The sequence below is a fragment of the Luteibacter sp. SVR4-7G genome (genome assembly GCF_056755555.1).
This window is the reverse complement of record NZ_JBPGXO010000006.1, coordinates 40,741-62,202: the sequence shown is the minus strand read 5'-3', so window position 1 is coordinate 62,202 and position 21,462 is coordinate 40,741. Positions and strand designations below refer to the sequence as shown.

Genomic DNA, 21,462 nt, shown 5'->3' with positions numbered 1-21,462 from the left:
CAGACTCTGTCGCTCACCGCCTCAAAAGCGGTCGCGCGCAAGGCGCGCTCCTACATTCAGTCCTCAGCACCGCCCGGCTTCACCGTCTCCTGGCGGTTGCGGTGCTTCAGGTGGGCGAACACGTTGTAGAACGACACCAGCATCGGAAACGCGGTCTGGATGATGCCCACGGAGTCGTTCTTACCCCAGATGAAATAGGCCAGGGTCAGCACGCTGCCAAAGACCGACAGGTACCAGAACGACATCGGCACGGTGACCTTCTTGTTCTTCTTCGTGGCGTAGAACTGGACGAACCAGCGCGCCGTGAAGAGCAAGGTGCCGAGCAGGCCGATGATCTTCCAGGGCGTGAGGGTGAGCAGGTGGAGGTCGGCTAGGGCTTCATGCATGACGGTGTCCAAGGGGCGAGCGAGGCCGCTCATTGTAAGCATCGGGGCTTGATGGCGGCTTAGCGGCTGGGTTGTAGGAGCCGGCTATGCCGGCGATCCCGCGGCAGCGGGGCACCCTTGCCGCGGGCGCGTCGCCGCCGACGCGGCTCCCACACGAAGAAAAAGCCCGGCACGTTGGCCGGGCTTTCGGGATTCGATGGTGGGCGGTACAAGGATCGAACTTGTGACACCTGCCGTGTGAAGGCAGTGCTCTACCGCTGAGCTAACCGCCCATCGCGAGCCGCGCATTTTACAGGCCTTTCCGCACCTGGTCAATCGCCTACGATGCCGGTGTGCAGTAACCGGCCGCCGCGTCGGAACTGGCGCTCGTGGGGAGTTCCACCAGGCCCGCCCTGCCCGAGGCCTGTATGTCGAAGCGCCTGCCCGAGACGCGCATGGTGCTCTCGCCAATCGCCTCGCTGCCCCGACGCGCACAGAGAAACAGGCTCACCGTGCCGGCCGTCGAGGCGCCCCGCGCGCTGAAGGTCAGCACCTTGCTGGCGCTCGGAGCGCGCAAGGAGACAGCCGGCGTGGCCTGGGACACTTTGATCAGTTCATCCCCGGCCGTGAACTCCTTCGCCGGCGCGGTGGAGGTATAGACGAGGTACCCTGTGGCGTAATCCGCAGACGCCGCGCACACCGGATTATCTACGGCCGCATCGAGCGTCGGGCAGATCGAAACGAACGTCCCGCGAGTTATCGCGGTGGTCCTTGCAAGCCGAAGTGTGCCCAGGAATTGGTTGCTCTGCGAAGCGACCTGATTCCGATGCATGAAATCAATGAACGACGGTGCGGCGAGCCCTGCCAGGACTGCCAGAACCGTAACCGTCACCACTAGCTCGATGAGCGTGAACCCGCATGAATGCCGGCGGCGCATCACTTCTTCCCCGCGCCGCAATACGTCTCGACATCTGCCTGCGCAGTCCGGCGCGCTGCCTCGACCTCATCCGGCCGCAACCGGCGAGATGCTGTGGGATCGGTACTGTCGACGAGCATGGCACCGCTCGACAACGTCGCAAGATTCGCCCGCGCCGCGTCGCAGTTACGGCTGTTCGCCGCCGACTCCGCCTTGTCGAGCTTGGCTTCGTCGGCAGGCGGTGGAGCGGCAGGGGCGGCGACCGCCTCCGTTCCGCCCTTGACGGTCATCCGCGTCGCAGTCCGCCCCTGTGGAGGCTGGTCGGTATAGTGAGCCGTTCCCGTGGCGTCGGTCCATTTGTACACGCTCACGGATTGCGCCCCGGCCGCGCCCGCCGTCGCGAGGAGGAACAAGGCAAGCCGGGGCCCGAGCGAAATTTTCATCATTTGCTCCAGCAGGCAGGGTCGTTCGCCCTCGTACCCGTCGAACCCTGGGCGCCGAGGTTGTTGAGAGTGAGCGTCTGGCAATCCGGATCGTGCGCCGCTTGATCGTTCAGTGCCTTCGCCTCAACACGGAAAGCCGTGCTTGTCGCGACCGCAACGTCGACCTCATACCGGTCCCCCGCCATCGTCTTCGTGGCGTTGAGGTCGGCAAGGTTGTCCGTGTACGCGTTCTTCGAATAGAAGTACCGCTCCTGCCGCGCCGCAAGGTCGATCAGTGCCGCCTGTGCATCGACCCGATGCGACCGGATGATGTATTTCCTGTACGAAGGAATGGCAACGGCGGCAAGGATGGCCACGATGAGGACCACGATCACCAGTTCGATGAGCGTGAAGCCCCCAGCAGTCCTGTACTGCGTTCTTCCGATCATCACTTGCTCCCCAGTGGCTCGCGCCACGACGTTTCGCCACTGGTCACGGGTTTCAACGTGGCAACATCCTTGCACACGATGGCTCCCGTCGATGTCTGCGTACACGCCGTGACCTTTTTGCTGCCGTTCCGGTCTTCGCCGGCGCTGCCGGAATGCAGGCTCGGCGGGGCAGGCAGGCCCTGACCGAGCGACGTCGACTCCTCGATACGCCCGCCTGAGCCGGTGCCGAAAATCGCTGCTCCGGGATCGGCCGTACCCGTCTTGTAGTTGTTGGCCACGAGGTAGGCATTGCCGAGCCCAGTGCAGATCGACGTGCCAGGCACGTAAGTTGTGGTCAACAGCAATCCGCCAAGCAAGGCCTGGGCACTTACCACGCGCTCTGAAGGATTCTGTCCGTTGATCTGCAGGTTTCGGTACCAACCCGCGACGGACGGGCTGTCGAACACTGCCGACAAGGCGTCGAATGTCGTCGTGTCTTTCGGTACGAGGGTGCTGTCGGCAGGAATACCTGTGACGGACTTGTCGCCGAAGATGTTGAAGTTCGTCACATTGACCAGGTTGCCCATCGTCACTGCCGTCTTCCCCTGCGGGTCGTCTGCCGTGAGGAGCGACGTATCGATGATGCCGAAGATCCTTTGCTGGGCAGCCGTCGTCTTATCGGCCGTCGTGAACAGACGCCCCGTGCCGAAGAACGCCATGGGCGCGCCACGATCATTCCGACCCAGCGTGGGACGAATCGTCACGGGCAGCCCGTCGGGCGAGTCCGTCGCTGTCAGATCCAGCAGCTTCCCGGTGCCCGTCGCCGTCCCCCACTTCGTCGCGTCGGGCTGGCCGTTGATCGCGATCTTCCAGAAGTGGCCGCCGTACTCGCTGGTTCCCCGATCGTAGACGCTCCCGAAATAGATCGCTTCCGCCTTTCCATCGAGGTTGAAGTCCGATGCGATGAGATCGCCGGCGAAGCTCTTCGTCGCCTTGGTATCGCTGGCACCAAGGTCGATGGTCGTCGGCGACACCACCGGCACCGAGGCCGTCAGGTCCTTCATGTTATAGATCTTGACGCGCAGGTTCGCGCTCGACGCGACGCGCTTCGCGTCGGTCGGGCCGGAGCCGATGGCCAGGAAGAACTGGTTCGGATCGCCGGTCGGCACATCGCGGATCACCGCCATGGCCGGTTGCGACGTCGTGCGCGCGCCCGGGAAACTCAGCTCAGCCAGAACGCGCGGCGGCTTCTCGGGATTGGTGATGTCCATCACCACGTAGGCGGATTCACCCGTAAACGTATTGGGGGAATTCGGATCTGTCGAGGTGGGTACGCTGATCGTGCCTCCGCCGAGCCGGAACGGCACTACGAGCACTGTACCCCACCCTTCGACGTGATCCGTGTCCTTGGGGAAGGTCTTCACGTCGAACGCGAGCGGACTGCCGTCTACGTAGTAGACATGCTTGTAGTTCGGGTCGACGAGCCACCGCAGATGCGGCAACAAATTTCCCGGTACGTAGGCCCAGACTTCACCGCCAAGCGGATGCGCCGTACGTGCCGCCGTCACTGTGCCCGTGGCGTTCGGATTGTCCTTCGTACAGATGGCGTTGGTCGGCTGCGTGGTGAACCGCTGGCAGCTGGTGTTATAGAAGCCACCATTGAACGCATGGATCATCCCGTCGTTGGCACCGACGTACACCATCTGACGGCGGCTGCGGTAGCTGTTGCGGAAGTCTGCATACGAGGTGTCGTTGTACAGCAGATCGTAAGCTTCGGCGGGTGCGCTGACGACCAGCGGCGTCGAGTTCACGATGTCGCCCAGGCGCGCCACGCGCCCGAGCAGGCCGGCGTCGGTGCCGTAGTCGACGGTGCGATTGCGCAGACCAGCGACTTCCGTGCCACGGATCCAACTGACGATGTTCTGTGCTTCAGCGGCATTGTCAGTATTGAGGAAGCGATAGTTGTTCGAGTTGAACGACGTGCTGCCGGTGCTGTCCCAGGCGAACGGCTGCACCTCGTCCGCGTCGACGGTCCCGTTCCGGTTCGCGTCGATCCACGTAAAGATGTAGCGCCCCGAGGCATCGCTGAAAGCCGTGTTGTAGTCGCGCTTCAAGCCGGTCTTCAATTCCGGATCCCACAAGAGATTGCGGGCATTCCAGAGCGAGCGGATGTCGGCCAGTTCAATCGTCGTGCCAGTACCCGGAACGAAGGTATCGGGGTCGGTACTGGTGAAGCGGGTCGCCACGGTCTTCTGTCCGCCAGCCTGGTAGCTGTACTGGATAACCGGATCGGTAACGTAATCGTCGAGCTGTCCGTTGTGGTTGCCATCTTCGCGCAGCAGCCCAAACTGATCGGTCCACAGACCGGACAACGAACCAGCCCATGTGGCTCGCTTTCCGGTGTTGTCGGTCCGCTCGGCTTCGTACAAAGCCTGGTAGGTCACGCCGGTGCCATTGGAACTCGTTGCCACCGTGGCGGCCGCCGTACCGGAGGCGATCTTCGCGAGGATCTTACGGAACAGCGCATCGAGGGATGTCTCGAGCTTGCCGGGGTCAGTTACCAGGAAATAGTTGTCCGGAACGCCGTCCTTGTCCGCATCCCACTTGCTGGTGTCCAGCGGGTCAAGGTCATCGGCTGGCGTGTCCGTGCCGTCCGCCTTCGACGTATCCAGCCGGAATCCACCCCACTTGGCGGCATAGAGCAGCGGATCCTGCAGCGTGCCTGCCGCACTGCTGCCGACCGCGTAAACACCGGTGGTTGCCGGGTCGCTGACGGTGCAGTTCCGGCAGCCGCCGCTCGCGTTGACCTTCTTGCTGGTGTCGGTGCTATTGAGGGTATTGCCGTTGGCATCGACGATCGTCGGAGACGTCGGGTCGGTGTAGTTGAAGTTGTAAATGCCGGAATGGAAGTGAGGGCCATCCTTGGTCGTACCCGAGACGATGTAACCGAAGCCCTGGCCGTTGTTCGTCGACGCCGCCACCGGCTTGGTCGTGATCCTTACCGAATCGCTCGTGATCGCGTAGCTGATGATGCCCCACATGTCCTGGTCGTAGTCGCCGCCGGCGAAGCTGTCTTCCCAGTCGGCGTAGAAACTGCCGGTGGCGGTCGCCACTCCGTTGATCGTCGTGACCCGCTGGTCGAGTACCTTGAAGTCGACCAGCGCGCCACCGCCAACGCCCGTGCCCAGGGTGAGACGATAGGCCGGAATGATCGTGACGAACTTGCCGCCGCCACCCGGAACCGGGACGCGGATCTGTGGCGTATTGGTGGCGAGCTGCACACCGAAGGTCGTGACCTTCAGCGAGGTGCGATCTTCCACCGGAACGATGGGATCGCCTGTCTTCGGATCGTTGCCGAGGTCACGAATACGATTGATATGCGCGCCATACGCCGCACCCGCCATGAGGTAACCGCCCTTCAGTGCCGGGCTTTCCGGGCAGATGCCCTGCACTCCCGAGAGATCGCCGATGACCTTGGCGGAGCAGAGATCGGCACCCGTCGTGGCATCCGGTGCGTTACCGACGAACCAGCTCTTGCCGGTGATGCCCTCGCCCGTCGCCACCAGATTGGTCCAGGCACCCACCGACTTCTTCGTGTTGAGGTCGTCGAACCCCGAGACCTGGTCGGTATCGTAGGAGAGCGAACTCGCATTGAAATTGATGACGTTCAGCGCCGCGCAGAAGTTGGCTTCCGTGATCGGGCTGGTCCAGTTCGTGACCGCCGTCAGGCCGAGCGTCGCATCTTCCGTCGTTCCCGTAGAGGTCGGCACGAAGGACGGATTGGGCGACTTGCCACCGGACAGGTAACGCAGCGTTTCGATATAACTCTCAGCCATGGGATTGCCCCACGACGAACAGTTGCCCTCCGCCACGAGGCCGTTCTTGCCCGCCTGCGTCGAGTCGGAGGTAATGCCTACCTGCTGATAAGTACAGCCGTTACCGTTGCCGTAATTGTCGCCAGAACCGTACTGGTAGCCATAGATGCGCAAGGCATTGATGTTCGAAATGATGCCCTTGGCATCTGTCGTCGTCTTGAAGACGCCGGTCGACGCGTCGATTTCGTTGTCGATGAAGTCTCCGGAATTCCGGTCGGGGCCCGGCAGGGCCGCGCGCACCACACCGCCTGACGCATTCTTGTCGAAGCTAGGCGTGACAAGGCCGAACTTGATGTTGCCTGACTCCCCGTACTTCTGCAGGAGGCCGATGGGCTTGTAGATCGGATTGGTCGCCTGGTCGTCCGGATACTTTTTGCAGTTTTCGTTGCCGATCAGGCCGGCGACGCAGACCTGGACGCGTACGTTCAGCTCGGCCCAGTCAGTACCGCTCACGCCGTTGGCCTGCCGGGGATTCTCGGCGGAAGCGCCGAGGCCGGAGAAGGCCGCGCGGTTGCCGTTGCTCAGGAATCCGTCGTCGAAGCCGCTCTGCGAATTGGCTTTATCTTCCGCCCACTGGCATTGCAGACTTTCATTCGAACCCCAGAGCGACATGTCGCCAGTCTGCATGCGCAGCCTCGGCGTCGCGTCGTCGCCCTGAGACAGATTGTTCTGGCTACCCTTCGGAGTGGTGTTGCAGAAAGTGATGCCGGTCCTGGTAAGGTTTGTCAGGTTCCACTTCGAGGTGCTGGTGAGCGTAGCCATGCAGGTCGCGACGCTATTGCACGCCGAAGTGCCCAGGCTAGAGCCGCTGAACATGCCGTCCTGCACGCGGAGCTCCACGCGATTGGCCGCCACCTTCGCGTAGTTCTTGTCTGCTCCGTCATTGATGAAGCGGACGGGCGCGTCGAGGACCAGGGTACCCGACGACGTCGAGGTCGAGATCCTTATCTGGTCACCAACCTGCAGCTTCAGCGTCCCGTCTATGCCCTTCAGACGGAGAACGGTATATGTCTTATTGTTTTCGGAGAGCGTACCCGTGCTGCTGTAGACGAAGTTCGAACTGGAGTTCAACGTCTGGGTCGGCCGGGTGGTCGAGGGATTGTAGGGCGTAAGCTTGGCTATATCCGTGCCGTTGTAGAACTTGGAGAACGAGTGCGCGTCCATCGGCAGATGCGCGCGCTCGAGCACCGTGGTACTGCTGGTATCGGTGGAACGAAGGCCGCCATAGAGAATCTTGCGCACCTCGTCCATGCGCGTCATGGTGACCCAGTTGAGGAAGTTACCCGACCACTGGCTCGTGCAGTAGTGATTAGCCGTAATGCTTTTCGGCACGAATATGTTGTTTGTGTATGCATAGCATTTCGTGGAGTCGAAGTAACCGGCATACGTCAGGTTATTGTTGTAAGTGGTGTCGAGTGCACCGTCGCCGTTCAGATCGGAGAAGTCGTTGTACGCCTTGTAGAACAACTGGTGATCGCGGGACAGGTTCAGCATGACCAGCGGCGCCGCGCCGGCGACGCCAAGCGGCGGATCGACGGCATAAGCGCCTGCTTGTTGCAGCGAGCTCGAGATGGCCGTGGCGCTCGCCATAGGGGCCGCGCCGAAGCTTGCGCCCAGGAATGCGACGAGTGCGCCTAGCAGGAGTCCGTGGCGGTTTAAGCGGAAGGTGATCATCGGGCTGTCCTGGACGCGATCAGTTGCGGATTGTCTGCTGGTATTGCGTATGCGTCGTCGCCTCGCCATTGCCTGGCGCGGTAGCGACGCTCTTCACTTCGAAATACATTTCGGCACCACCCGCAGCAGCGCCGATGCCCAATCCGCGGTAACCCGCGGCCTGCGCCCCACCTGCGCCTTCCTTCATCACGGTGCCATCGGGGACCACCGCCACTTTCGCGCCCACGTCAGCGCTACAGGATTCGCTCGATGTGTCGCAAATGCCGATTACCATGTCGGGGTGCCAGGTAGTGGCGTCGTACAGCGTTTCCTTCGGCAAATTGCCGCAGGCTGGCTGGAGCGTGCCGAAGAAGAGCGACGCCTTGCCCGAACAGTCGTTCTGCAGGGCGGCCTTCACCTTGGCGAGCATCCCCGCGGGAATATCGGACGAGTAGGTGAATTCTGAGTCCGGCACGTCGCCGTTGAACGACGACGGCCAGCCGCGCGCGAACACATGCTCGTCGAACAGCGCGATCGGTACAGCCCGCAAGGCCTCCGATGCCTCGAACGCCGCTTCGTGGCGAGCGGAATTCGTGACCATGCGCATTTCCACCAACGTGCCCTTCATGGCCATGACGGCCACTATGGAGAGCACCAAAAGGAAGATGAGCCCTACGAAGAGCGCAATACCGCGCTGCGCACTCGGTGCGGAATGGATACGCATGTTCATCCCCTTACCCGGTTACGTAGCAGCACGACCTGGGAGCTCAAGGTGCGCGTGTACTGCTGAGGGTTGTCGCCATACGTGCCTTCCGGCTGGTCCTTGCAGAGATTGGTATCCGTGGTTTCCGGATACGTGACCGCTCCATCGTTCGCGATGGTATACGCGCAATGCGGCGAAACGACGAACGTGTCGCCATGAGGAACGCGGGTGTCTCGCGTAGTCGACCTGGCGACGAAGCTGGCGCGGACTTGCGTCACCGTTGGCCATTGGGTGTCGGAAGCCTTTGCGAAAGGCACTGGGTGGAGATGCTCCTGGTCCGGGCCGGCCAGCCAGGAATATTCGAACGACAGTTCCTCGATGCCGTCTACAACGACCTCGGAAAGCGGCTTGCCCGTGGCATCCAGCCGCATGCGCACCAGGGAAGGCGACGGTGTGCCGCCATCATCGCTCGAATCGCAGATGCCGTTGGCACCCGGATCGGCGCAGGGCCGGAGGTAATACATCTCTAACTGGAACGGATAGACATACCGGCCCGTGGCCGTCGTCAACGTGGACTTGGGAACCGCGTCGCCGCGACGGAAGAGCGCGGCCTGTTGTCCCACGCCAGAGACCACGAAGATGCTCGTCTGGTTGGGCACCACGTTGGGATCGGTGGAATCGAACGCCGGTGTATCTGCGCCCTTGTCGGGATCATAGCCCGTGGTATCGGCGTACCTGACCACCACGACATCAGAGCCCTTGACATAATTGGCGTCGTCGACGCAGTTGGGAATAGGGAAAGTGTCGCCACCGTCGTATCCGAAAATCCCGTTCTGCTTTCCGGGCCCCACATTCAGGACCCACGCCGCGTCGCAACCGTCGCCACCAATGCCTGCGAGGTTGGTAGTGGGGCTGATGATGTCCGGCTTCACGCCGCCCCAGAAATCCGCCATGCGCAGGGACCACGCCAGCCGCGAGGCGGCGAACCGCACGTTTTCCTGATTGAAATTATTGCTCTGCTGGAGCGTGAACGCCTGCCGATTCGCCATGAGCACGCTGATGAGCCCGGCGACGACGATCAGGCCAATAACCAGGGAAACCATGAGTTCAACCAGCGAGAATCCACGGTTGGACCGACCGGAAAGCGGCATTCGATCGCTCCTCATTGCAGGTAACTGAAGCTATAGGTCTGGGTGGCGTCGCTGCTTTCGTCATCGGCGACGCCCGCCCAAGACACCTTGATGACAAGCGTCCCGAGATTCGCGTCCCGCGTGACGGTCGCCACGCTATGGCCCGCAGCGGGTGCCGGCAGGCTTTTCGCCAGTGCCCGCTGCCAGCAGGCCAGATCTCGCTTGGCGACCGCTATCGGCGTGTCCAGGGTCGTGGATGCGCAGTCGGCGTCGGTGTACGTGGTCTTACCGTCGTAGAGATAGGCACTGTCTCCGGACTCAGGGATCGCTCCCTTAGGATTCGCCCGCATCGATTCAGCGAGGCTGCGCGCGAGGATGATCGCGCTGGTCCTGGAACCGGACTCCTTGGTGAACTGCGCTCCGCGCATCTGCAGCATTGCAATGCCCAGCAACCCGATGCTGAACACCAGGACCGCGACCATAACTTCGATGAGCGAGACGCCGCCGGCGCGCCCGCGCGATATCCGATGAACCACCCTGTACCCCCGTCGCCGGACCCTATCCGACACGCTGGAGGATCGACCCGGGAGCGGGCCTGGGCAAGCCAAAGCCGACTAGCGGTCAGAAAATGCCGACGGACGGCATCCACCCGCCCGCGACCCGGATTTCACAGTCTTCGTTGCTCCATGGTCCCGCACCCATTCAAAGGAGAATTCACCATGACCCACGACCGCCAGGACGTGAACCACCCCGACCACGGCCAACCGAAACATGAGGAAACCGAGGCCGAAAAGAAGAACCGCAAGCACCACGCCGACGAGAACCAGGACCAGGCGCTGGAAGAAACCTTCCCGGCCAGTGACCCGGTTTCGCCCTTCGTGCCAGCGAAAGCACCAGACTGAACCGTCATCGACCGACGCGACGCCGCGTGCTTGGAAGACACGACGGCGTCGCCTCCGCATAACGCAGCGGTCACGAAAGCGCGGGAACAATATGCGGGCTAAACAGGGAGTTCGTTCCGTGCTCGCGCAGTATATCTTTTCGTCACCCGAAGCCCCATTCCGCATCGTCCGCCACGGCCACCGCTGGCGCGCCCTGCGCAACGACGTAGAGGTCGGCCGCTACGACTTGCCCGAAGAGGCCGTTCGCGACCTCCGCGACCGACATCCCTCGGCGCGCCTGCCGCGCCGTCTCGGCGACTGGCGCTTCATCCCCGATGCGCCATTGCGACATCTGCCACCGCCCACGGCCGCGGCCATGGCGCGGCTGTCGATGGCCTAGCGGCGTCTCACCGCTGCGGCCACTCGCGCGCCAGCAGGGCGAAGATCACGTCGTCCGTCCATTCGCCCCGCACGAGGCAGCTTTCCACGTGGTGCGCTTCCTGACGGAATCCCAGTGAACGCAGCAGGGCCATGCTGGCTACGTTGCGCGGGTCCACGGAGCCTGTCGCACGGCGATAACCCCAGCTACCGAAGGCAAGATCCAGGACGGCGCTCAAGGCTTCGCGGGCATATCCCCTGCCCTGCCGCTTCGGCTTCAACGTGACGCCGAATTCCACGGCATCGATAGGGCTGCGCGGGAAGTGGATGCCGAGGTCGCCGACCAGTTCGCCCGATGGCTCTTCGCGGATGGCGAGCTGGAACCAGCTGTCCGGCACCGCGAACGCCTGCCGCTCTTGCTTCGCAATGAAGGCTTCGGCCTCCGCCGGCTCGGCGGGTTTCCAGCCCTGGAATCGCGCGACGGCGTCGTCGCCACGGTAGGCATACAGGATCGGTGCGTCGGCCGGCACGAGCTTGTCCAGACGCAGGCGGGGTGTGGCGATAGGCGTGAATTCAGGAATTTCCATTGCGGTATCCTCGGCGGACTCGGACCGTCCCTGCAACCCCAGGAGTTCCCATTGGACACGATTACCGGCGGCTGCCGCTGCGGTCAGGTGAGATATGAGCTCGCCATGGATACATTGCCGCCCAGCTATGCCTGCCACTGCCTGGATTGCCAGACCTGGACCGGCGTCGCCTTCAGCCAGAGCTGCGTGCTGCCCGAAAATGTGCTGACGGTGACCGGCGAGGTGACGATCTTCGAACTCGAGGGTTCGCAGGGCCGCGTGTCGCGCCAGCGCATCTGCCCCACCTGCCACACCAGGGTCTACAACACGAACACGGGCCACGGCTTCGCCGTGCTGCGGGCGGGCACGCTGGATCGCAGCAACGAACTGGACTGCGTCGCCCACATGTGGACGCGCCGCAAGCAGGCCTGGATCGCGCTCCCTCCCGGCGTACCCACGTGGCCCGAGGCACCGGCGATGAACGAGCTCGCGGTGGCGCTTGGAATTCTCTGAACCGGTTCCGAAGGCACAAAAAAACCCGCGAGAGCGGGTTTCTTTGCTTTCTCCGGGACCGCGCAGCGGCAGTTCGGGAGGCAATCGGTGGTGCCTGGGGTGGGAAACGAAGCCGATCCCACAGCCATTGAGCGCCCAGGACGGCGATTATAGCAGCGTGAAACGGGCAGACAATGCCGTTCTAAGCGCAAACGCTGATGAATGTCTCCCTGGGTGGGCTTGGAGGTGGGCGCACGGCGCTTATCCTCAAGGAAGTTTCACGGAGGCCGCTAAAGCGGGATCGACCTGCCAGGAAAGCGACCATGAAGATAGTTTGCCGGGCATTGATCTTGACTGCCGTAGTCTCATTAGCGTCGGCGCCCGTGCGGGCGTCCAACGACACCGGCGATGACCTCTACATATCGCTCAAGCGCTTCGTCGATTCCGTCGAGGGACATCCGCCGGCCCCGGATGAGGCCAAGGATTTCGCGATGGCGCAGAGCCTGGGTTATGTCCTGGGCGTATGGGACGGGATCATGATCCAGCGGGTCATCGACAAGAAGGACACGAGCTGCATGCCCGCAAACTTGTCGAACGTCGCACTATCCCGAACGATCCTCAAGCACATCGACGCCAAGCCCGGCGACAGATCCATCGCCGCCACCTACGTCGTTGCAAACGCGCTCCTCGAAGCCTATCCGTGCCTCAAAACCCCGAAGTAACCCGTCCCTGATCGGACGCCCGTTGGGCGCACAGCGGCGAGCAGCCCACGGGCCGACGGAGGTGCGTGGGAGTGGTCCGGACGCGCCTGACTCGCGTAGCGCCATGGCCGTCCAATGGCGCCGAAGCCGCATTGAATCGTCCGATTCGCATATAAGTCTTTGAAAGTAGGCGTAGACATCGGGGCGCCGAACTTGACGTTACGCGCGTAAAGAGTACTATCACCCTTGGGTCTGAGGCGCAGCCAGTCTGCGTAGTAGGACCCACCCGGGACGCCCTTGTGGCGTCCCTTTTTTATAGTCGAACGACGCCTTGCGCATCGTTTCGCGCAGCGAGCTTGTTGAGAATGGGTTCGAGGCGTCCGAAGTAAGCCTTTCCGCCTGACTTGCGCATATAGGCGTTTGGCGATTCCTGCTGATAGAGGAAATAGGCGGCCACGTCAGCCGCCTGGATCAGCATAGAGTGCCTGCTGTCCCTGAATACAGGATCTTCGATAACTGAGCGGGTGGGAAGATTCCTCGCTGGTCCGTAGTTGCTCGGCACATAATTAAAGTGCCGCATTTTACGGACCAGTTTGACAAGTCGCCCCGACTGGTCGCCGTCTACGACGATCATCCCGCGCTCATCCCGCGCCGCTGGGCCGGGAAAATTTCGGTGCGATAGGGTGTTGTCGAATCTCTGTAGAAGCGCCTGCCAAGCCTTCTCGTGGGCGTCGTAGCCTTCTGGCTTTCCGGCCTTATCAACGATCACACTGGTGAGAGAAATGTCCGGCAACTTGGCGATGGTATCGACGAAATGGCGAAGTATCGCCAGGCGATCGTTCCGGGCAATACGAACTAACTCGCCCGGCTTGTTGATGAAGGGCGAAGAGTGGATTTCCTCGCGGATCTTTAGCCCGAACTTATCTCGCATCTTTCGCCTGAACTCCGCGATCTCCGACATGGCGTCACGCCATCGAAGCTCATGAATCGCCAGTCCAGTCAGGACAAAAATTGGCGTAGGCGAGTCCACTAATCCAGGGTCGCCGCTTTCGTCCACATACATAAGGTACATCGAGGATTCCCTTCAGATGAGCCCGTGCATTCCATCGTTCTCCCCGTGGCGAGGGTCTCATAGCTCCGGCGAACATTTTGGATTTCGCTTGGGGTAACGTCTGTAGGCTTCCCCCTCACACCGCTTGGCCTACTCGCACGAATATCAGCGAGCGTATCTCGGCACCGACTACGACCGGTCCTTGTACCCCTTGGGTTTCCATATCCGCCACGCGATAGACCGCCGGCCGGGGTTTCTGCGATCGGAGTTTGGTGTCAGTCAGCGCGGGCATTGTGAGTACAGAGTCCTGGCGAGGTCGGTTTCGCGGACTGTACTCACATCGGTACTCACACGCTGAGATGGATGCAGGTGGACGGCCTTGGACGTCTTGGCACAAAAAAACCAGCGTTTCCGCTGGTTTAGTTGCCGCCGATGGACTCGTGTGGACGCCCTTGGACATGTTCGTGGTGCCGGAAATAGGAATCGAACCTACGACCTCATCATTACGAATGACGCGCTCTACCAACTGAGCTATTCCGGCGAGAAGCGGAATTCTAGGGGACCGCGCGACGGTGCGCAAGAAGGGAGCGCTCCGATTCGGCGACCGCAGCTCGAGGTGCCGCCGTCCGGCGCTTCACGCGGACGGAGGATCTTCCAAGCCTTCCGTCGTTCCCGACGGGATCATCGCCCGCGTAGAGACGGACCGATCATCCATAGCCGACCCCTATCGACTCGTTCGTAAGAATGAATTTCCTAAATAGCCGGCCCGCGCTTACCGTTCCGTCACCCGCGCATCCGCGCCCCCCCCCTGCAAGGTACGAGCATGAGCAAGCTGACCACCGCCTTCGGCGCACCCGTCGTCGACGACAACAACACCATGACCGCGGGGCCGCGCGGGCCCGCCCTCCTCCAGGACGTGTGGTTCCTGGAAAAGCTCGCCCACTTCGACCGCGAGGTGATCCCCGAGCGGCGCATGCATGCCAAGGGCGCGGGTGCGTTCGGCACGTTCACCGTCACCAACGACATCACCCGCTACACACGCGCGAAGATCTTCTCCGAGGTCGGCAAGCGCACGGAGATGGTGGCCCGCTTTTCCACGGTGGCAGGAGAGCGCGGCGCGGCGGATGCGGAGCGCGACATCCGCGGCTTCGCGCTGAAGTTCTACACCGAGGAAGGCAACTGGGACCTCGTCGGCAACAACACCCCGGTGTTCTTCATCCGCGATCCGCTCAAGTTCCCGGACCTCAACCACGCGATCAAGCGCGATCCTCGTACCGGCCTGCGCAGCGCCAACAACAACTGGGACTACTGGACCCTGCTCCCCGAGGCGCTGCACCAGGTCACCATCGTGATGAGCGAGCGCGGCGTGCCGAAGTCCTACCGGCATATGCATGGTTTCGGCAGCCATACCTACAGCTTCATCAATTCCCACAATGAGCGGTTCTGGGTCAAGTTCACCCTGAAGACCCAGCAGGGCATCCAGAACCTCAGCGACGACGAGGCGGCCGCCGTGGTGGCGCACGATCGCGAGAGCCATCACCGCGACCTCTACGAGGCCATCGAACGCAACGAGTTCCCGCGGTGGACGATGTATGTCCAGGTGATGCCGGAGGCGGAAGCCGCGAACACGCCCTACAACCCGTTCGACCTCACGAAGGTGTGGCCGCATGCAGACTACCCGCTGATCGAAGTGGGCGTGATGGAGCTCAACCGCAATCCGGAAAACTACTTCCAGGACATCGAGCAGGCGGCGTTCGCACCCGCGGTGATCGTGCCGGGCATCGGCTTCTCGCCCGACAAGATGCTGCAGGGGCGGCTGTTCTCCTATGGCGATACGCAGCGCTACCGCCTGGGTGTGAACTACGCGCAAATCCCGGTCAATGCCCCGCGCTGCCCGGTCCATAGCTACCATCGCGATGGCGCGATGCGCGTCGACGGCAACGGCGGCGGGTCCACCAGCTACGAGCCGAACAGCTATGGCGCCCTCCAGGCGCAGCCGGATTATTCCGAGCCGCCGCTGGACCTGGGCGAGGCCGTGGCGAAGCGCTGGAACCACCGCGAGGACACGGACTACTTCTCCCAGCCACGCAAGCTCTTCGAGATGATGACGCCTGCCCAGCGCGAGGCGCTGTTCGGCAATACCGCTAGGGCGATCAAGGGTGCATCCGCGCAGGTGGTGCAGCGGCACATCGCCAACTGCACGGCCTGTCATCCGGACTACGGCCGCGGCGTGGCGGAAGCGATCGCTAAATTGGGCTGACCGGGAAGCGCGCGCACCGCGTGCGCATTGCCTGTCGATGCAGGGGCGGCGTCCCGCGGACGCCGCCTGGGCGATGCGGGCCGGCCTCAGCCGGCCATCCGCAGTTCCTTCGGAAGCGCGAAGGTGATGTTCTCGGCCTCGCCGTCCAGTTCGCGGACGGTGCCTGAGCCCCAGGACTGCAGGCGGGCGATGACTTCCTGCACCAGCTTCTCGGGCGCCGATGCGCCGGCCGTGACGCCGATGCGCGACTTGCCCTCCAGCCAGCTGCGCTCGATGTGCTCCGCGCCGTCGATGAGGTAGGAGGTGACGCCCTGCTTCTCGGCCAGTTCCTTAAGGCGGTTCGAGTTCGAGCTGTTGACCGAGCCGACGACGAGCACCAGCTCCACGGCGTCGGCCAGGCGGCGCACGGCGTCCTGGCGGTTCTGCGTGGCGTAGCAGATGTCGTCCTTGCGCGGCCCTTCGATGGTCGCGAACTTCGCGCGCAGCGCGCCGATGATGGCGATGGTGTCGTCCACCGACAGCGTGGTCTGGGTGACGAAGGCGAGCTTGTCCGGCTGGCGGGGCTGCAACGCCTCGACATCTTCCACCGATTCGACGAGGTAGATGCTGCCGCTGTTGGTCGGGTTCCACTGGCCCATGGTGCCTTCCACCTCAGGATGGCCGGCATGGCCGATCAGCACCACGTCGTGACCGGCGCGGCCGAGCCGCGCGACTTCCATGTGCACCTTGGTCACCAGCGGGCAGGTGGCATCGAACACGTTGAGGCGGCGGCGGTCGGCTTCCTCGCGCACGGACTTCGGCACGCCGTGGGCGCTGAAGATCACCGTGGAGCCATCCGGCACTTCATCCAGCTCCTCGACGAACACCGCGCCGTCGGCGCGCAGGCGCTCCACGACATAGCGGTTGTGGACGACCTCATGGCGCACGTAGATGGGCGCGCCATAGGACTCGAGGGCGCGCTCGACGATGGCGATGGCGCGATCGACGCCGGCGCAGAAACCGCGGGGATTGGCGAGGAGGATGTCCAAGGGGACCTCGGAGGGCCACTGGGGCCTCAGCATGGGGGCGTTGTCTGACGCCGGAACCGCCCCATTATCGCATGAGCGCCTGTGGGAAGCGCGCTGGCGCGCAAACGGAGCCATGCCGCAAGCCCCGTTCGCGGCCAAGGCCGCTTCCCGCACAAGATCCGGATTTCCAGGAGTTGCCGGGTTTCAGGGCGAAACCGGCTTCGGGTTCCCGCCGAACATGCTGAACACGACCAAGGCCACCGCGCCGACGCTGATGGCCGAATCGGCGACGTTGAACACGGGAAAGGGGTAGCTGCCGAGGAATACCTGAATGAAATCGGTGACCTTGGCGGCGTGCAGGCGGTCGATCACGTTGCCCAGGGCACCGCCGAGGATCAGGGCCAGGGGCGCGGCCGTGCGCCAGTCGCCGCGCGGCGTGCGGGACAGCCAGACACCCAGGGTCGCGCTGACCCCCACGGCCAGCAGGACGAAGAACCAGCGCTGCCAGCCGGCGCTGTCCGCCAGGAAGCTGAATGCGGCGCCCGTGTTGAAGGTGAGGGTCCAGTTGAGGATGCCGGGGATCACCGGATGCGGCGTCTCTGCCGGCTGCAAGGCCGTGAGCGCCCACCACTTGGTCAACTGGTCGAGCGCGATCATGGCGGCGGCGAGCCACAGCCAGGACAGCGCGTTGGGTTTGGGGCGTACGGTCATTCAGGAAGCCATTTGCTGCGGAAACCCGCGCCGCCGGGCGACGCGGGGTATTGCGGATAGCGCCAGTCAGAACCAGCGGCGGTCCTCGCCCTGCCCCGTCACGTTGGTCACGCAACGGCCGCAGATCTCGGGATGTGCCGGGTCGGCGCCGACATCCGCCCTATGCTGCCAGCAACGGATGCACTTGGCCGCATCGCTGACCGCAGCCGACACGTAAACCTCCGCCCCGTCGAGCTCCACGCGCTCGGCCGCGGCCGGGCGGCCGTCCAGCGGAGCAAGCGTCACGTCCGACGTGATGAAGAAAAACCGTAGTTCAGGGGCCGACTCGGCCAAGGCCGACTGCGTGGCCAGATCGGCATGGATCGTGACCGTGGCGTCGAGCGACGCGCCGATCTGTCCGGCCTTGCGCATGCCCTCGAGCACGCGCGACGCGGTCTCGCGAAGCGCGAGCAGCGTGGCCCACCAGCCGCGCGCGTCGCCGTCCTGGCGCACGTCCAGACCATCGTAGAAGGTCTCGAACAACACCGACTCGTCGCGCCTGCCCGGCATGTGCGCCCAGGCTTCCTCGGCGGTGAAGCTGACGATCGGCGCCAGCCAGCGGAGCATCGCCTCGAGGATCCGGTACATCGCGCTCTGCGCGCTGCGCCGGCCGAGGCTGTCCGTCGGCATCGTGTAGAGCCGGTCCTTGGTGATGTCGAGGTACAGCGCGCCGAGTTCGTTGGTGCAGAAGTTCTGCACGCGCTGGACGATCTCGGGGAAGTCGTAACGCTCGTACGCCGCGACGATGGCAGCCTGCGCATCGGCCGCCTGCTGCACGGCCCAGCGATCCAGCGCGAGGCAGGCATCGGTGGCGAGCAGGTGCTTGTCCGGGTCGAAGCCGTCCAGGTTGCCGAGCAGGAATCGCGTGGTATTGCGGATGCGCCGGTAGGTATCGGCCACACGCTTCAGGATCTCGTCCGAAAGCGACATCTCGTTGCGGTAGTCGGTGGAGCAGATCCACAGGCGCAGGATGTCCGCGCCCAGGTTCTTCATGATGTCCTGCGGCTCGATGCCGTTGCCGAGCGACTTCGACATCTTCCGGCCCTGCGCGTCCACGGTGAACCCGTGGGTGAGCACATGGTCGTAGGGGGCACGGCCATGGATGGCCGCCGAAGTCAGCAGCGAGGACTGGAACCAGCCGCGATGCTGGTCGGAACCCTCCAGGTACATCACCTTGTACTCGCTGGCGTCGCCGGCCTGTAGCTCAGGGCGCGCACCTATGACGGCGAAGTGGCTCACGCCGGAGTCGAACCAGACGTCGAGGACGTCGGTCACCTTTTCGTACCTGTCCGCGTCGTCGCCAAGCAGTTCGCGCGGATCGAGCGTGAACCAGCTGTCGATGCCTTCGAGCGCGACTTTCTGCGCCACCTTCTCCATCAGGGAGACGCTGTCGGGATGCGGGTCGTGCGTATCCTTGTCGATGAACAGCGTGATCGGCACGCCCCACGTGCGCTGGCGCGAGATGCACCAGTCGGGCCGGCCCTCGACCATGCCGGCGATGCGCTCCTCGCCCCAGCCCGGAACCCAGCGCACGGCCTTGATCGAGGTGAGCGCCGTGCGGCGCAGGTCGGCCTGCTCCATGCCGATGAACCACTGCGGCGTGGCGCGGAAGATCACCGGAGTCTTGTGCCGCCAGCAATGCGGGTAGCTGTGCGTGAGTTTCGCCGACGCGAGCAGCACGCCGCGGTCGCGCAGCAGGTCCACGATCTGGTCGTTGGCTTTCCAGATGTGCATACCGGCGAAGGACACGTCGCCCGCCAGGGGGAGGTCGGCGCGATAGACACCGCGGCCGTCCACGTAGTTGAGCGTGCCGATGCCGTAGTTCTGGCCCACGGCGAAGTCTTCCGCGCCGTGGTCGGGCGAGGTGTGCACCGCGCCGGTACCGTCCTCGTCGGACACGTGGTCGCCGAGGATGATCGGCAGCTGCTTGTCGTAGAACGGATGACGCAGCGGCTGGTTCTCGAGCACGGCGCCCTGCACGCGGCCGAGCACGTTCACCGTCTCCACGCCGTAGCGCGCCAGCGCCTTCTCGACGAGCGCGGAGGCGATCACCAGCAGCAGCGGCTTGCCGTTGCGCGAGGGGCCTTCCACGAGCGCGTATTCGATCTCCCCGCCGAGGGACACGGCCTGGCTGGACGGCAGCGTCCATGGCGTGGTCGTCCAGATCGGCACGGCGATGTTCGCGTCGCCGGTGGCGATGCCGAACAGCGCGCCGAACGACACCGGATCGACGGCGTCGTAAGCCACGTCGACCGCGGGCGAGGTCTTGTCGGCGTACTCGATCTCGGCTTCGGCGAGCGCCGAGCCGCAGTCGAAGCACCAGTACACCGGCTTGGCGCCACGCACCACGTGCCCGTTGGCGACGATGCGCGCCAGCGCGCGGATCATGTCCGCCTCATAGGTGAAATCGAGCGTGCGATAGGGCTTTTCCCAGTCGCCGAGGACGCCGAGCCGCTTGAAGTCCACGCGCTGCAGGTCGATCTGCGCCATCGCGTACTCGCGGCACTTCTGCCGGAATTCCGCGGCATTGAGCTTGTCGCCGGCCTTGCCGAACTTCTTCTCGATCGCGATCTCGATGGGCAGGCCGTGACAGTCCCAGCCCGGCACGTACGGTGCGCGATAGCCGGCCATCAGCTTCGACTTCACCACCACGTCCTTGAGCACCTTGTTGACCGCGTGGCCCAGGTGGATCGCGCCGTTCGCGTACGGCGGGCCGTCGTGCAGCACGAAGACCTTGTCGCGCCCTGCGGTGCGCTCCTGGATCTGCGCATAGCGGCCCACGCGTTCCCAGCTGGCCAGCCAGCCCGGCTCGCGCTTGGGCAGGTCGCCGCGCATCGGGAACTCCGTCTGCGGCAGGTTGATGGTGTTCTTGTAATCCTGGGTCATCGCTGGGAACCGTGGAAAGGGTCATCGACAAGTATGGGGTTCATCCCAAGGGCCTGCCGCGCGGCGATCTCGTCCTGGCGCATCTGTGCGGTCAGGGCGTCGAGACCGTCGAATTTTTCTTCGTCGCGCAGTTTCCGCACGAACTCCACGCCAATGCGCTGGCCGTAGAGATCGCCGGAGAAGTCGAACAGGTGGGCTTCGAGCAGCGGCTCGCGCACTTCGTTCACCGTGGGGCGGAAGCCGAGACTGGCCACGCCGGGCCAGCTGCACGGGCCGTCGCCCACGCCGATACGCACGGCGAAGATACCGAGTACCGGACTGACGCGGTCGCCGAGGTGCACGTTGGCCGTGGGATAACCGAGAGTGCGGCCGAGCTGCTTGCCGCGTTCCACATGGCCGTCGATCACGAACGGACGCCCGAGCAGGCGCGTGGCGGCGGCAAAGTCGCCTTCGGCCAGCAGCGTGCGCACGCGGGAGGAGGACACCCGCTCGCCGTCGACGACGACCGGCGGCACCGCGTGGGCGGTAAAGCCGAGCTCGGCGCCCATGGACTGCAGGAGGGCGAAGTCGCCACCGCGGCGGTGGCCGAAGCGGAAATCCTCGCCCACCCAGACCTCACGGGCGGCCATGCGCCCGACGATGACCTTGCGGACGAAATCCTCGGCGGACATCTCCGAAAGCGCGCGGTCGAAGCGCAACGACAGCAATTCGCGGATGCCGGCGGCGGTCATGCCTTCGGCCTTCTCGCGCACGCCGGAAAGACGCGGCACCGGCTCCTGCGAGAAGTAGGCACGCGGCAACGGATCGAAGGTGATCACGGCCGGCAGCAGGCCCGCGGCATCGGCACGCCGGCGCACCTCGATGAGGATCGCCTGGTGACCCAGGTGCAGCCCGTCGAAAGCGCCGATCGCCACGATGCTGCCGCCGGGCGCGAGGCAGGGTCCGTCGACGTCGCGATGGAGTCGCAGCGTCATGTCGGGGCGCCCTGGAATCGATGC

The 21,462-nt window shown here is 63.8% G+C and carries 19 protein-coding genes and 2 tRNA genes; 5 read left to right on the top strand and 16 right to left on the bottom strand.

Annotated elements, in window-relative coordinates; all coding sequences use genetic code 11:
- Nucleotides 1-56: 56 nt before the first annotated feature.
- The 9 genes from ACR9ZH_RS03870 to pilV form a co-directional block, all read right to left on the bottom strand.
- Entirely contained in the window at nucleotides 57-386 is a 330-nt protein-coding gene (locus ACR9ZH_RS03870) for a lipid-A-disaccharide synthase N-terminal domain-containing protein (protein WP_481289435.1), read from the bottom strand.
- 197 nt (nucleotides 387-583) lie between these two features.
- Nucleotides 584-658, bottom strand: a tRNA-Val gene (locus ACR9ZH_RS03865).
- A gap of 47 nt (nucleotides 659-705) precedes the next feature.
- Entirely contained in the window at nucleotides 706-1,302 is a 597-nt protein-coding gene (locus tag ACR9ZH_RS03860) for a GspH/FimT family pseudopilin (protein ID WP_481289434.1), read from the bottom strand.
- On the bottom strand, nucleotides 1,302-1,724 hold the full coding sequence (locus ACR9ZH_RS03855) for a DUF4124 domain-containing protein (RefSeq protein WP_481289433.1): 423 nt from the start codon (nucleotides 1,722-1,724) through the stop codon (nucleotides 1,302-1,304). The genes ACR9ZH_RS03860 and ACR9ZH_RS03855 overlap by 1 nt, the downstream gene beginning before the upstream one ends.
- The gene (locus tag ACR9ZH_RS03850; protein WP_481289432.1) at nucleotides 1,724-2,152 is read right to left on the bottom strand and encodes a type IV pilin protein; all 429 of its coding nucleotides are present in this window, start codon (nucleotides 2,150-2,152) and stop codon (nucleotides 1,724-1,726) included. The genes ACR9ZH_RS03855 and ACR9ZH_RS03850 overlap by 1 nt, the downstream gene beginning before the upstream one ends.
- On the bottom strand, nucleotides 2,152-7,680 hold the full coding sequence (locus ACR9ZH_RS03845; protein WP_481289431.1) for a pilus assembly protein: 5,529 nt from the start codon (nucleotides 7,678-7,680) through the stop codon (nucleotides 2,152-2,154). The genes ACR9ZH_RS03850 and ACR9ZH_RS03845 overlap by 1 nt, the downstream gene beginning before the upstream one ends.
- 19 nt (nucleotides 7,681-7,699) lie before the next feature.
- On the bottom strand, nucleotides 7,700-8,383 hold the full coding sequence (locus ACR9ZH_RS03840) for a pilus assembly PilX family protein (protein WP_481289430.1): 684 nt from the start codon (nucleotides 8,381-8,383) through the stop codon (nucleotides 7,700-7,702).
- Between the two features lie 2 nt (nucleotides 8,384-8,385).
- On the bottom strand, nucleotides 8,386-9,513 hold the full coding sequence (locus tag ACR9ZH_RS03835) for a PilW family protein (protein WP_481289429.1): 1,128 nt from the start codon (nucleotides 9,511-9,513) through the stop codon (nucleotides 8,386-8,388).
- An 11-nt stretch (nucleotides 9,514-9,524) separates the two neighbouring features.
- Nucleotides 9,525-10,028, bottom strand: a complete 504-nt coding sequence (gene pilV / locus ACR9ZH_RS03830) for a type IV pilus modification protein PilV (RefSeq protein WP_481289428.1) — start codon at nucleotides 10,026-10,028, stop codon at nucleotides 9,525-9,527.
- A gap of 183 nt (nucleotides 10,029-10,211) precedes the next feature.
- On the opposite strand from pilV, the gene ACR9ZH_RS03825 reads away from it, so the two are divergent.
- A complete protein-coding gene (locus ACR9ZH_RS03825) occupies nucleotides 10,212-10,394 on the top strand; it encodes a hypothetical protein (RefSeq protein ID WP_481289483.1) in 183 nt (60 codons plus the stop codon).
- A 118-nt stretch (nucleotides 10,395-10,512) separates the two neighbouring features.
- Complete coding sequence (locus ACR9ZH_RS03820) at nucleotides 10,513-10,773, top strand: hypothetical protein (protein ID WP_481289427.1); 261 nt, start codon at nucleotides 10,513-10,515, stop codon at nucleotides 10,771-10,773.
- Nucleotides 10,774-10,780: 7 nt separating this feature from the next.
- Here the strand turns inward: ACR9ZH_RS03820 and ACR9ZH_RS03815 are convergent, their stop codons facing one another.
- Nucleotides 10,781-11,338: a GNAT family N-acetyltransferase gene (locus ACR9ZH_RS03815; protein WP_481289426.1), complete on the bottom strand. Its 558-nt coding sequence runs from the start codon at nucleotides 11,336-11,338 to the stop codon at nucleotides 10,781-10,783.
- 51 nt (nucleotides 11,339-11,389) lie between these two features.
- On the opposite strand from ACR9ZH_RS03815, the gene ACR9ZH_RS03810 reads away from it, so the two are divergent.
- On the top strand, nucleotides 11,390-11,830 hold the full coding sequence (locus ACR9ZH_RS03810) for a GFA family protein (protein WP_481289425.1): 441 nt from the start codon (nucleotides 11,390-11,392) through the stop codon (nucleotides 11,828-11,830).
- A 302-nt stretch (nucleotides 11,831-12,132) separates the two neighbouring features.
- Nucleotides 12,133-12,531 (top strand): Rap1a/Tai family immunity protein, encoded by a 399-nt coding sequence (locus ACR9ZH_RS03805; RefSeq protein ID WP_481289424.1) that lies wholly within the window; start codon nucleotides 12,133-12,135, stop codon nucleotides 12,529-12,531.
- Nucleotides 12,532-12,823: 292 nt separating this feature from the next.
- Here the strand turns inward: ACR9ZH_RS03805 and ACR9ZH_RS03800 are convergent, their stop codons facing one another.
- Nucleotides 12,824-13,582, bottom strand: a complete 759-nt coding sequence (locus tag ACR9ZH_RS03800) for a DUF3800 domain-containing protein (RefSeq protein ID WP_481289423.1) — start codon at nucleotides 13,580-13,582, stop codon at nucleotides 12,824-12,826.
- 444 nt (nucleotides 13,583-14,026) lie between these two features.
- Nucleotides 14,027-14,102: transfer RNA gene (locus ACR9ZH_RS03795), tRNA-Thr, on the bottom strand.
- A gap of 282 nt (nucleotides 14,103-14,384) precedes the next feature.
- On the opposite strand from ACR9ZH_RS03795, the gene ACR9ZH_RS03790 reads away from it, so the two are divergent.
- Nucleotides 14,385-15,821, top strand: a complete 1,437-nt coding sequence (locus ACR9ZH_RS03790; RefSeq protein ID WP_481289422.1) for a catalase — start codon at nucleotides 14,385-14,387, stop codon at nucleotides 15,819-15,821.
- Between the two features lie 86 nt (nucleotides 15,822-15,907).
- Here ACR9ZH_RS03790 and ispH read toward each other — a convergent pair whose 3' ends face one another.
- The 4 genes from ispH to ACR9ZH_RS03770 form a co-directional block, all read right to left on the bottom strand.
- Complete coding sequence (gene ispH / locus ACR9ZH_RS03785) at nucleotides 15,908-16,849, bottom strand: 4-hydroxy-3-methylbut-2-enyl diphosphate reductase (protein WP_481289421.1); 942 nt, start codon at nucleotides 16,847-16,849, stop codon at nucleotides 15,908-15,910.
- A gap of 183 nt (nucleotides 16,850-17,032) precedes the next feature.
- Nucleotides 17,033-17,539 (bottom strand): signal peptidase II, encoded by a 507-nt coding sequence (lspA, locus tag ACR9ZH_RS03780; protein ID WP_481289420.1) that lies wholly within the window; start codon nucleotides 17,537-17,539, stop codon nucleotides 17,033-17,035.
- A 66-nt stretch (nucleotides 17,540-17,605) separates the two neighbouring features.
- Entirely contained in the window at nucleotides 17,606-20,464 is a 2,859-nt protein-coding gene (ileS, locus tag ACR9ZH_RS03775; RefSeq protein ID WP_481289419.1) for an isoleucine--tRNA ligase, read from the bottom strand.
- Nucleotides 20,461-21,438, bottom strand: coding sequence for a bifunctional riboflavin kinase/FAD synthetase (locus tag ACR9ZH_RS03770; RefSeq protein WP_481289418.1), 978 nt, complete (start codon nucleotides 21,436-21,438; stop codon nucleotides 20,461-20,463). The genes ileS and ACR9ZH_RS03770 overlap by 4 nt, the downstream gene beginning before the upstream one ends.
- Nucleotides 21,439-21,462: the final 24 nt, after the last annotated feature.